Here is an 11,867-nt window from a genome sequence, read left to right on the forward strand (position 1 = left end):
TGCACATGCTCAGGGAGGTTTTTTTGCATCTGAATAATTTGGGGGCTTAATTGGGGGCCTGTTAGACAAGAATACGATACCTCGTAATTTCTCACATGGATTGTAAAATTAGTTAGTAATCAAAAAGCAGCTCGTTTAAACGGGCTTCTTGACCATGTATTCGGTTAATTATCTCGCGTTATAACGCATAAAAAATCAATGCAGCAATGCCGCCAAACAAAATCCATTTAATCAGATAATAAATCCTACGATCCCAGGCTTTTAACCGTTTCCCGACCTTACGTACCGCATAGATATATTTAAACATCCGATTGACACCACCGGTACGATCCCCTTCTTCGTTGGGCGCAGTCGCCGCACTCATCAGGTTGCGCCCTAACCAATGGTTAATCCATTGCGCCCAGCGGTAGCGCATTGGCCGTTCAATATCACAAAATAGGATGAGCCGGTTCTGCCCACTCTGGTTTTCGGCGTAGTGAATGTAGGTTTCATCAAACAATATCCCTTCACCATCACGCCAACTGTAGGTGGTGCCATCGACATCAATAAAGCAGCGATCGTCATTCGGGGTAATTAAACCAAGATGATAACGTAAGGAGCCGGCATAAGGGTCGCGGTGCCGGGGCAAACGGCTGCCATGCGGTAATTCAGCAAACATCGCTGCCTTCACCGAGGGTAAGTCACGCAACAGCGAGGTGGTGTATGGGCAAAGTGTCATTGCCGATGGATCGCTATCTTCATACCATTTCAGATAAAAACGCTTCCAGCCGGTTTTAAAGAAAGAATTAAAACCGGCGTCATTATACTTATCTGATGCTTTAATTTGCTGAATTTCCATCAACGCCTTGCCCTCATCCCTGATTTTCGGCCAGTTATCGCGTAGTACGGTTAATTCTGGAAACAGGTCCTGTTTCAAATAAGGTGTGCTGGGTACCCGTGAAAACAAATACATAAACACATTGATTGGCGAGACAAAAGTCGAATGGTCAGAGAGTTGACGCCAGAATTTATAACGAACCTTACCGCGAAAATGCACATAGGTTACACATAAGATAAAAACCAATAGCACTGTATATTTCATGATGTCCTATCAGATACATAAGGTTGGTAGCAAAATGTTTAGCCTATATTAATTAAACTTTCCAACTTAAAGGATGAAAAGTTATTACAAAAAATGGTAATACCAAGATTAATAAGCAATAAATGTTTGAATATCACTGTCGTTAACCGTGAAACACCCCGTAAAGCTGCGGCCTGCGGGGAAGTCTTCACTTAAATCCCGTAATAACTGTAATTCAAAACGCCCCGAGTCCAGTGAGTAACTTTGGAAACGAGCCTCAAGAAAGTCAAAATAACGGCCCAGTTGTGGATACACGGCTTTAAATAAGCTCTCTTTGGCTGAAAAAGCTAATGTCAGCAACTGATTAAAAGGTAATGGGCCGTGCTGAAAGGAGTGGTACTCCTCCTCACTGAGAATACCCGGCCACAGGTCTTTTGCCCTTTCAACGGCAATCAGACTTTCGATATCCAGCCCTACACCGTGGACAGGGTTGTTTTCACCCGTAGCTTCAGCGGCTGGAGTTATGATTTGTGCGGTACAGAGGGCACGTTGGCTGCTATGACTGATGCTGCCGATCAAACCGGTGGGCCATTGTGGTGCGCGATCCCCCCCGTTTACCAGCGGATAATTACGCACGTCCAGCATATTCAGCACTTGTCGGGCGACAAAGCGCCCTGCTAAATATTCGGCGCGCCGTTTTGCCACCGCTTTTTGCAAACTGCCAGGAAACGCAATGCCATACACGGCAAACAGTTCATCCCGATACTCATTGACATCAAAATCACATTTGGCCAAAAGTCCATGAAACAACGGCTGGCCGTTTAAACCGCTACCAGGTAGTGCGGCAAAGGTAAAATTACGGATAAATACCGACGTCACGCGTTATCCTAATCATGTTGATTAATAGGCCCTTATAGTAGTAGTTAACCCACGCCACCACAATATCAGAAACTATTCCGCCCATGTAAACACCACGATCAGCAAGCTAAACACGGTTGATAGCCCGATATCAGATGCCATTAATGGCTGCCGGTTATGATTAAACATTACATAAAATACAATTTTATAATTACTGAAACACAGTTCCTGATATTTCTTTTTCTGTGACAGTGGTCAATTTAAAAACAAATGTAAACAGCCAGGTTAACTGCCCTGGGGATAAAGGAATAGCCCTTTTATATACATTAATAAATCCGTCATCTTTCAAGTTACATCATCAGGAGCTGATTAAACAAATTGCAGCCGTCCAATAACCTCTGCTGGCGGTATTAATCGTCTTTAATATCGCTGATACTTCTTTTTATTCGTAAGGTTCAGCTATGGCTCGCTATTATCTATCAACAATGGATGTTTTGTATCGCCTGTCAATCTGGGTAGCTGGTATTGCCTTAATCATTATGGTGGCGGTTATCCCAATGGGGATATTCGCCCGTTATATCCAAAACGATGGCCTATCCTGGCCAGAACCCGTAGCCATTTTATGTATGGTGACATTTACCTTTATTGGCGCAGCAGCCAGTTACCGTTCTGGTTCGCATATTGCGGTCAGTATGGTCACTGACCGACTCTCAGAATCAGGTAAAAAAGCCTGCACATTGTTGGTTGATTTGCTAATGGTGCTGATAAGTCGGTTTATTCTGGTTTATAGCTACATCCTGTGCCGTGAACTTTGGTCACAACCGGTGGCTGAGTTCCCATTATTGACCGCCGGGCAAACCTATACTCCACTGCCAATAGGCTCCGCGATTACCCTAATGTTTATTATCGAGCGCCTGTTTTTTGGCCCGCAGACCCACCGCCCGAGAGTGATGATCGGCAATTCATAAGGCAGATACTGCTTCTATTGGCTCAGTGATGATCCCGGAAATGGATAAAAAAGGTTATCCACGCGACTTTGCTGCCGCAGTCACCACCAGTCGGTTCGGTGCTGTTTGTTGCCAGTGCGGTGAGTAAACAGAAAATTGAGCAGGTCGTTAAAGCCATGCTGCCATTCTACGGCGCATTGCTTCTGGTACTGATGCTAGTGACTTATATTCCGGAAATATCACTGTGGTTGCCCAGAGTATTCGGCGTTTATACCGGTTAAGAGAGGCTGGTTTTAATGAGTTGGGCCGCTGATCGGCTCAACTCATCAGTATTAAAAAATAATCAATCTTAATAAAGGTGGAAACCTACCGCAGCAACATGCGTTCCACCACTGACCCGTGGGACGCACTGTTTTCATGATAATAATTGCCTATTTAATCATCAATTTTTTCCTGCATATGTTAAGCCTCTTACATTTTTGATAACAATGATTGCTCAGTCAAAGATTGATGAGCATCATGCAGGTTAGGTTCCGTAATGATGAAAAATCATGATTAATGTTGCATTGATAGATGACCATATTGTCGTCCGCTCCGGTTTTGCCCAATTGTTATCGCTGGAAAAAGATATTCGCATTATTGGCGAATATGGTTCGGCCGCAGAGGCTTGGGCCAACCTGCCTAATATTGATGTCGATGTTGCCGTTATGGATATTTCGATGCCAGATGAAAGCGGGTTAAGTTTGCTTAAGCGCCTGCGCCAGAAAATGCCTCATTTTCGCGCCATTATTCTCAGTATTTATGACACCACTGCCTTTGTACAAAGTGCCATGGACGCCGGTGCCAGTGGCTATTTGACTAAACGTTGTGGCCCGGATGAACTGGTCCAGGCGCTGCGAACCGTCAGTGGTGGCGGCCTTTATTTATGCGCTGATGCATTGCGCGCGCTGCGCCATATGCCACAACATCCACAACAACTGGCGATATTAACCCCGCGTGAGAAAGAAGTTTTCCAACTGTTAATCAATGGCATTAGTGTTAAATCCATTGCCGAACAATTGCTGCTCAGTCATAAAACCGTTCATGTACATCGTGCCAATATTCTGGGCAAACTCAATTGCGAAACCACCGTCGAATTGGTGCACTTCGCGCTCCAGCATCAATTACTGGCAGGTAACTGATATGTGGCAACTGCGGTCGATGGGGCTATCGCTGTTCCTGGCTATTTTCTACTCCTTGAGTTGGCTGGCTCTATGGACCATCAGTTTTTATCTTAGCGATGACGGCTTGCATGCCGTTTTACTGTTACCCCAAGGGCTACGCCTGGCCTTAATGATTTTGCTGCCACGCCGCTATTGGCCAGTACTTTTGCTGGCCGAATGTGCCCTGTTGGGGTGGTTGTATAACCAACAGTTGCAAACTACCGTTCTGATTACGCTGTCCCCTTTCCTAAGTTTGATCCCCGCCTGGCTGACCCAGCGCTTTTGGCATCACTACACCCTTTACTGGCAACGGCTATTACTCCTGCTAACCGCCGTGACGGGCAACAGTTTGCTGCACGGATTGGTTCTGGGCTTCTGGCTGCCCTTACCTTTCACCCAAACTCTACTGGCCAGCTTTACCGGTGGTATTCTGCTCGTGCCGTTTACCTATCTAATCTATGAATATTTAAAGCAGCAGCATATCAGTAACCTATTCTCTCAGCAGATGCCCGATCCGCCCCTGCGCACTTCGCTGCTGATTTGGTGCTCATTGATTTTTGCCATTGGGGTTTGTGTACAAATGGCTATTGCCCCCAATATGGAGCGCCTGTTGCTGATTTTTGTTTTTCTGCCCAATGTATTTATGGCGTACAAATTCGGCTGGCAAGGGGGCGTTTTGGCGGCGGTATTAGGCAGCCTAATGATAACGGTTACCCGTCAGGCCAGCGGTGCATTCCATGATTTGGCAGAACTGGAGCTGTTCCTCTCCACTCAGGCGTTATTAGGGATGACACTGGGCATAGCCATCAGCCGCCAGCAGCAACTGGCACAACATCTGCACCGTTATCGCAATCAGTTGGAGCAAGAGTTACAAACGCGTCGCAAACTGCTGGAACGCTTGGTGCATACCGAGGAAGATGTGCGCAAAGAGATTGCCCGTGAACTGCACGATGAGATCGGCCAAAACATCACCGCCATTCAAATTCAGGCAATGCTGGTCAACCGCAGTGCGCCTACTCCGGCCGCGCAATTAGCCGCAAATCAGATCAGCAGTTTGTCGCAACGAATTCATCAAACTACCCGCCAACTGCTACGCCAATTACGCCCGCCCGTACTGGACGAAATGCCGTTGGATCAAGCACTACAGCATCTGGCTGACGAGTTTGCCTTTGCCGAGCAAGGGATCAACTTCCAACTGGATTATGCCCTGCCGCCGACCCCCGGTGAAGATGCGGTGGTGTTTACCCTGTACCGCCTGGTGCAGGAGTTGCTGAATAACATTAATAAACATGCTAACGCCCGCAATATCTAGGTCAGCCTGCGCCTGACTGACAATATCATTACGTTAGATGTTCGCGATGACGGAATGGGGATACCAGTGCAACCTCAAGGGGGTGGCTTTGGCCTGCGTGGCATTGAAGAACGGGTGCGCGCACTGGGAGGTGACTGGCTGCTGCAACGCCGTTTAGGGACTCGAGTGGTGGTCAATCTGCCAACCCATGTCCGTAACTACGACTCTGTGAGCCTGCCCACAGAACTGAATCAAAAGCCTTCATAAATAAGCATTATTCCTAGCCGCCTACAACCTTGTCTCATCTCTTTCGCTTTTACCTTCCTTACACTCAACACAATTACTGGAGGAATCCATGCCTGCATCGCCCTTGTCGTCAAAGACTTTACCCCCTGAGCCTTTGACACCGGAACAGGTGAATGCGCGCTATCGCTACTGGCGACCGCGCCTAATGGCCGCCATGGTGATGGGGTATGCCGCCTTTTATCTGACGCGCAAAAGTGTCAATTACGCCATGCCAGTGATGCAACTGGAGTTGGGACTGGATAAAGGTGATATCGGCTTACTGGGCACGCTGTTTTATCTGGCCTACGGCGGTTCCAAATTTGTTTCCGGCATCGTCAGTGACCGTACTCAAGCCCGCTGGATTATGGGTATCGGCTTGATGATGACCGGGATACTGAATGTGGTGTTTACCCTGTGCCACTCCTTACCGGCCTTGCTGGTGGTTTGGACCTTAAATGGCTTCTTTCAAGGCTGGGGCTGGCCGCCTTGTGCCAAATTGCTAAGCACATGGTATTCACGCAGTGAACGCGGTAGCTGGTGGGGTTGCTGGAATACCTCCATCAGCATTGGTGGTGCGGCGGTGCCGCTGCTGTCTGCCTTTCTGGCCTCACATTATGGCTGGCAGGCAGCGCTGCTGGTACCGGGTGCGATAGGTCTTGTCTTGGGGATTTGGCTGTGCTGGCAATTGTGCGATAAACCGCAACAGCAAGGTTTACCCACTATCGGCCAATGGCGGCGGGATCCACAAGATCAGTGGCAGGAACAGCAAAGCCCGCCCATGCCGATGGGCCGTATTTTGCGGGATGCTATTTTGCGCAACCGCACCATCTGGTTACTTGGGGTCTCTTACGTGCTGGTCTATTTGATCCGCATCGCCCTCAACGATTGGGGCAATATCTGGTTGGCAGAGAGCCATGGGGTCAATTTGCTCAGTGCCAACGCCACGTTATCGCTGTTTGAGTTGGGGGGATTGTTTGGTGCCTTATTTGCTGGCTGGGGGTCTGATTTGTTATTTCGTGGCCAGCGCGCACCGATGATTTTGTTATTTGCTTTAGGATTATTTTTGACCATGACTGCACTGTGGTTGGCACCGCTACATAGCTATCCACTGCTATCAGTGACGTTTTTCAGTATTGGTTTTTTTGTCTTTGGGCCACAAATGCTGATTGGCCTGGCGGCCACCGAATATACCCATAAAGATGCCGCCGGTACGGTAACCGGATTTCTCGGTTTATTTGCTTATCTCGGTGCCGCGTTGGCGGGCTGGCCACTGTCCCAAGTGCTGCAATATTACGGTTGGCAAGGTTTTTTTGCTTTACTGACCCTGGCATCAGCCTGCGTCGGCTTGTTATTAATGCCGCAACTGATGACCAGCGTGAATGGATTAAGGTTTAAACCGGCGGCTAATAGTGTTACCCCGACGGATAAAAGCGATAACCAAAATAATTGAGTCTGTAAAACAATACCTCGTCCCTACCACTACACCTCTGTTTATCGCCCGATTTCGGGGACATCAGAGTATAAAAAGGATAATGTTATGAAACTCGCACCTCTCTCTGTATTGATTGCTGCTGGCCTCGTATTGAGCACCTTTACTACCGTCGCCAAAGCAGAAGGTCGTTTAGTGATTTATTGCAGTGCCACCAATGCCATGTGTGAAGAAGAAGCCAAAGCCTTCGGCGCGAAATACGATGTCAAAACCAGCTTTATCCGTAATGGTTCCGGCAGCACACTGGCTAAAGTCGATGCCGAGAAAAAGAACCCACAGGCGGATGTCTGGTATGGCGGCACGCTGGATCCGCAGTCTCAGGCGGGTGAAATGGACTTACTCTATCCTTACCCGTCCCCTAACCTCGCTCAAATCATGCCGCAATTTCGGGACCCGGCAAAACGTAAAGGCAATTACTCATCTGCGGTATACATCGGCATTTTGGGTATAGGGGTGAATACCGATCGCCTGAAAGAAAAAGGTCTGCCAGAACCCAAATGCTGGAAAGATCTGACCAATCCTGTCTACAAAGGCGAGATTCAGATAGCCGATCCACAAAGCTCCGGCACCGCTTACACGGCGTTGGCAACCTTCTCACAACTGTGGGGCGAGGATGCCGCCTTCGATTATCTGAAAAAACTGAATGCCAACGTGTCGCAATATACTAAGTCCGGTATTGCCCCGGCCCGTAACGCCGCCCGTGGCGAAACCACTATCGGTATTGGTTTCTTACATGATTACTCGTTGGAAAAAGAGAAAGGCGCACCACTAAAATTGATCTCGCCCTGTGAAGGTTCCGGTTATGAAATCGGTGGCGTTAGCATTCTGAAAGGCGCGCGTAATCTGGATAACGCCAAGTTATTCGTCGATTGGGTGCTGTCAAAAGAAGCACAAGAATTAGCATGGCAGAAAGGTCAGTCCTACCAGATCCTGACCAATACCACCGCCGCAACCTCACCTAACTCGCTCAAACTTGATGATCTGAAGCTGATTAACTACGACATGGACACCTACGGTGCCACCGAGATGCGTAAGAAGTTGATCACCAAGTGGGTTAATGACGTCAAGATGGGGCAATAACAGCCCACAGTTGTTGACGACTGCCAATGCTTCGCGGACTCGGAGTCCGACGGTGAGCACGTTGTCATTGGTCTCACAAATTTTCTAGTTTTTGGTTATTCACTTTTTATACCTAAAAGTACGGTTTACCCACCGTACTTTTAGGTAGCTATCATTTAGGGAACACCATGACACATGCTACACGGGATGCCATATCCTACTGGCTCGCTTTTGCCGTGGCGGCTTTTGCCTTACTACCCGCGTTCAGTCTAGATTACGGCCTGCTCGAAGCCAGCCGCGCCGAACTATTGGCCGCTTACGGTTGGTCCAGCCTGAACATCAGCCTTCTGTGGTTTGGCCTGCCGTTATTGCTGCTTTTACGGCCGTTATCTCCTGCCGGTCGCGAACATCGCAGTCGCCATCTGTTTGATGCGGGCTACGCTCTGTTCTGCGTGCTGGTGGTGGTGACAACCTCAGCCTGGCTGGGACGTGGGCTAGGGTTTGCCACTATCGGGTTGTTTATCGCTTTGGGGGCCGTGATTACCCTCGCGCTGGCCCGCCTTGAATGGCTCGGAGGCGACCGCTTTGTGCTCGGTTCGCTGGTCACCATTATTGCCCTGATTAGCGTTTTTATTCTGTTCCCCAGTATCGCTATTTTCATTCCAATCTTTACCGATGAAAGCGGTGGCTTTGCACCATGGCAGTTTATGGCGATCCTCGGGCAGGCACATATCTTGCAAGTCATCTGGAACTCGTTCCTGCTGTCGGTCGCGGTGGGTATTGGTTGTACCTTCTTCGGGATGGTACTGGCGATTTACACCACGCGCATTGCTAAACGCTCTGCGTTACTCAGCCGGATCTTCTCGATTTTACCGATTGTCACCCCGCCATTTGTGGTTGGGCTGGGCGTGACCCTGATGATGGGCCGTTCCGGCTATATTACCGAATTGATGGTCACCGGGTTCGGATTGACCAACACCAACTGGCTATATGGTTTCACCGGTATCTGGCTGGCACAGGTTCTGGCCTTTACGCCCATGTCATTTATGATCCTCGACGGCGCAATTAAAACCATTCATCCATCATTGGAAGAAGCGTCTTATACCTTGCGCGCCAGCCGCTGGCAGACCTTTATGCAGGTGTTTCTCCCCCTGTTAAAACCGGCATTGGCTAACTCATTTTTAATTGTCATTGTGCAATCACTGGCCGACTTCAGTAACCCACTGGTTCTGGGGGGTAACTTTGACGTGCTGGCCACACAAATCTACTTTTACATCACCGGCGCACAACTCGACTATCCGGCAGCCTCCACCTTGGGTGTTATCTTGCTGATGTTCTCACTGTTTATCTTCTGCATCCAATACATGTGGATCGGCAAACGCTCTTACGTCACCATTTCGGGTAAATCCTCACGGGGCGATGTCCAGCCATTACCGGTGTCACTGGTGTGGGGCACCACTGCCATGCTCTCTGTGTGGATTGCCTTTAACGTATTGCTTTACGGCAGCATTTTCTACGGCAGCTTCACCGTTAACTGGGGGGTCGATTACACCCTGACGCTAAATAACTTTAATCAGTTATTCGGACAAGGTTTCAGTGACGGCGCGTGGCCTTCCCTGCTCGATACCCTGTTATATGCTGGGATCGCTGCCCCCATCACCGCCGCACTGGGCTTGCTGATCGCTTATATCGTGGTACGTCAACAATTCCGTGGTAAAAAAACCATCGAATTCAGTACCATGCTGTGCTTCGCGGTACCCGGCACCGTGGCTGGCGTCTCTTATATACTGGCATTTAACAGTGCGCCGGTATACCTGACCGGGACCGCTGCCATCATCATTATCTCGATGGTGATGCGTAATGTGCCAGTAGGGATCCGCGCCGGAATTGCCGGATTAGGTCAATTGGATAAATCACTGGATGAGGCTTCTCTCAGCCTACGGGCTGGTTCACTGCGCACCGTGATTTACATTCTGCTGCCATTATTACGCCCGGCCATCCTATCAGCCCTGATCTACAGCTTTGTCCGCGCCATGACTACCGTCAGTGCCATTGTCTTTTTAGTAACGCCCGACACCCGCGTCGCCACCTCTTACATCCTTAACCGGGTGGAAGATGGCGAATACGGTATCGCGATCGCCTATGGCTCCATTCTGATTGTGGTGATGCTTGCCATCATCTTCCTGTTTGATTATTGGGTTGGCGAAGCGCGTATTGCCCGCTCAAAAGCCAGTAACGCTGAATAATGACATCTCGATAAGGCTGAATATTATGTTCAATAAAAAGACCCTGTTTGATAAAAAGACGCTGTCCGATAACAATACGAAGCCCGGTAAACATAATGGGGCTGATAAAAAGCACTTTGTCGAACTTAAGCATGTCACTAAACACTTTGGCACCCATACCGTCATTGACGATTTGAATCTGGCGATCCCCAAAGGGGAAATGGTCACGCTGCTGGGGCCATCCGGTTGCGGTAAAACCACGGTACTACGACTGGTTGCCGGGCTGGAGAAACCGTCCGGTGGGCAAATATTTATCGATGGCGAAGATGTTACTGACAGATCTATCCAACAGCGCGATATCTGTATGGTGTTTCAGTCCTATGCTTTGTTCCCGCATATGTCGCTGGGCGAGAATATCGGTTATGGCCTGAAAATGCTGGGTCGGCCAAAAGATGAAATACGTACACGGGTACAGGAAGCGCTGGCATTAGTCGATTTAGAGGGGTTTGCTGATCGCTTCGTCGATCAAATCTCTGGTGGGCAACAACAACGCGTGGCACTGGCAAGGGCATTGATACTTAAACCCAAGGTGCTGTTGTTTGATGAACCCCTCAGTAATCTGGATGCCAACCTGCGCCGCAGCATGCGCGATAAAATCCGCGAGTTGCAGCAACAGTTCAATATTACCTCGCTGTATGTGACCCACGACCAGAGTGAAGCTTTTGCCGTTTCAGATACTGTTTTGGTGATGAATAAAGGAAAAATAATGCAGATTGGTGCACCACAAGAACTGTACCGCCAACCGGCCTCACATTTTATGGCCAGTTTTATGGGGGATGCTAATGTTTTCCCAGCCAGCATTCACAGCAATAGCGTTGAGATTTTTGGTTATCACATTCCTAAACCACGAGGGTTTGCTGGTGAGTTGCAGCAATCCACCGTAGGTGTACGGCCAGAGGCCATCACCCTGAGCCAACAAGGTGAGCCAAGCCAGCGTTGTACTATTAATAAAGTGGCTTATATGGGGCCACAATATGAAGTACTGGTGAACTGGCAAGGCCAATCTTTGCTGTTGCAGGTCAATGCCACGCAACTGCAACCGGCCCTTGGCGACAGTTATTACCTGCAAATCCATCCATACGGCATGTTTATACTGACAGATACACCTCAATAAGCACGTCGGCGGGCAGCGTGGAACAGGCTAGCCCGCCCTTTAATGAGATGCCGACTGCTATTTTTTGGGTAAATATTGAGCTAAAAGTCAAAAATCTCAATAAGTTGCACAAACTCTAAGCAAACAATCCAAATTTACTGTTTCCCCTTTGACATGTTCGGCATACCTCGCTATTATTCGCCTCGTTCACACAATTCCTCTGTAGTTCAGTTGGTAGAACGGCGGACTGTTAATCCGTATGTCACTGGTTCGAGTCCAGTCAGAGGAGCCAAATTTA

9 protein-coding genes, 1 tRNA gene and 2 pseudogenes are annotated in these 11,867 nt (G+C 48.8%); 10 read left to right on the forward strand and 2 right to left on the reverse strand.

What is annotated here, in order from left to right; translation table 11 throughout:
* Positions 1–178 precede the first annotated feature (178 nt).
* Both lpxO and AEP37_RS20945 read right to left on the reverse strand, forming a co-directional pair.
* Positions 179–1,081 (reverse strand): lipid A hydroxylase LpxO, encoded by a 903-nt coding sequence (gene lpxO / locus AEP37_RS20940; protein WP_049615163.1) that lies wholly within the window; start codon positions 1,079–1,081, stop codon positions 179–181.
* 108 nt (positions 1,082–1,189) lie between these two features.
* Positions 1,190–1,939 carry a 4'-phosphopantetheinyl transferase family protein gene (locus tag AEP37_RS20945; protein ID WP_049615164.1) on the reverse strand — a complete coding sequence of 250 codons (750 nt, stop codon included), beginning with the start codon at positions 1,937–1,939 and terminating at the stop codon, positions 1,190–1,192.
* A gap of 440 nt (positions 1,940–2,379) precedes the next feature.
* Between AEP37_RS20945 and AEP37_RS20950 the strand changes: the two genes are divergently transcribed.
* The 10 genes and pseudogenes from AEP37_RS20950 to AEP37_RS20990 all read left to right on the forward strand — a co-directional run bounded on the left by AEP37_RS20950 (position 2,380) and on the right by AEP37_RS20990 (position 11,861).
* Positions 2,380–2,886, forward strand: coding sequence for a TRAP transporter small permease (locus AEP37_RS20950; protein WP_049615165.1), 507 nt, complete (start codon positions 2,380–2,382; stop codon positions 2,884–2,886).
* 28 nt (positions 2,887–2,914) lie between these two features.
* Complete coding sequence (locus tag AEP37_RS27980; RefSeq protein ID WP_156168703.1) at positions 2,915–3,013, forward strand: hypothetical protein; 99 nt, start codon at positions 2,915–2,917, stop codon at positions 3,011–3,013.
* A pseudogene (locus AEP37_RS20955) lies at positions 2,967–3,146 on the forward strand (TRAP transporter large permease subunit); the annotation flags it as partial. The gene AEP37_RS27980 and the pseudogene AEP37_RS20955, both read left to right, overlap by 47 nt.
* Positions 3,147–3,416: 270 nt before the next feature.
* The gene (locus AEP37_RS20960; RefSeq protein ID WP_049615167.1) at positions 3,417–4,046 is read left to right on the forward strand and encodes a response regulator transcription factor; all 630 of its coding nucleotides are present in this window, start codon (positions 3,417–3,419) and stop codon (positions 4,044–4,046) included.
* 1 nt (position 4,047) lies between these two features.
* A pseudogene (locus AEP37_RS20965) lies at positions 4,048–5,625 on the forward strand (MASE1 domain-containing sensor histidine kinase).
* Between the two features lie 88 nt (positions 5,626–5,713).
* A complete protein-coding gene (gene uhpC / locus AEP37_RS20970; RefSeq protein ID WP_049615168.1) occupies positions 5,714–7,093 on the forward strand; it encodes an MFS transporter family glucose-6-phosphate receptor UhpC in 1,380 nt (459 codons plus the stop codon).
* 87 nt (positions 7,094–7,180) lie between these two features.
* Positions 7,181–8,212, forward strand: a complete 1,032-nt coding sequence (locus AEP37_RS20975; RefSeq protein WP_049615169.1) for an ABC transporter substrate-binding protein — start codon at positions 7,181–7,183, stop codon at positions 8,210–8,212.
* Positions 8,213–8,379: 167 nt separating this feature from the next.
* Complete coding sequence (locus AEP37_RS20980; protein ID WP_049615170.1) at positions 8,380–10,437, forward strand: ABC transporter permease; 2,058 nt, start codon at positions 8,380–8,382, stop codon at positions 10,435–10,437.
* A 25-nt stretch (positions 10,438–10,462) separates the two neighbouring features.
* Entirely contained in the window at positions 10,463–11,590 is a 1,128-nt protein-coding gene (gene fbpC, locus AEP37_RS20985) for a ferric ABC transporter ATP-binding protein (protein ID WP_408068346.1), read from the forward strand.
* Between the two features lie 195 nt (positions 11,591–11,785).
* A tRNA-Asn gene (locus AEP37_RS20990) sits at positions 11,786–11,861 on the forward strand.
* Positions 11,862–11,867 lie beyond the last annotated feature (6 nt).

It is taken from the genome of Yersinia pekkanenii (genome assembly GCF_001152565.1).
Lineage (GTDB): Bacteria > Pseudomonadota > Gammaproteobacteria > Enterobacterales > Enterobacteriaceae > Yersinia > Yersinia pekkanenii.

What these genes read in the sequence shown, in the direction of transcription:
- lpxO (WP_049615163.1), bottom strand. Translation starts at nt 1,081, where the DNA reads ATGAAATATACAGTGCTATTGGTTTTTATCTTATGTGTAACCTATGTG.
- AEP37_RS20950 (WP_049615165.1), top strand. Translation starts at nt 2,380, where the DNA reads ATGGCTCGCTATTATCTATCAACAATGGATGTTTTGTATCGCCTGTCA.
- AEP37_RS27980 (WP_156168703.1), top strand. Translation starts at nt 2,915, where the DNA reads ATGATCCCGGAAATGGATAAAAAAGGTTATCCACGCGACTTTGCTGCC.
- AEP37_RS20960 (WP_049615167.1), top strand. Translation starts at nt 3,417, where the DNA reads ATGATTAATGTTGCATTGATAGATGACCATATTGTCGTCCGCTCCGGT.
- uhpC (WP_049615168.1), top strand. Translation starts at nt 5,714, where the DNA reads ATGCCTGCATCGCCCTTGTCGTCAAAGACTTTACCCCCTGAGCCTTTG.
- AEP37_RS20975 (WP_049615169.1), top strand. Translation starts at nt 7,181, where the DNA reads ATGAAACTCGCACCTCTCTCTGTATTGATTGCTGCTGGCCTCGTATTG.
- AEP37_RS20980 (WP_049615170.1), top strand. Translation starts at nt 8,380, where the DNA reads ATGACACATGCTACACGGGATGCCATATCCTACTGGCTCGCTTTTGCC.
- fbpC (WP_408068346.1), top strand. Translation starts at nt 10,463, where the DNA reads ATGTTCAATAAAAAGACCCTGTTTGATAAAAAGACGCTGTCCGATAAC.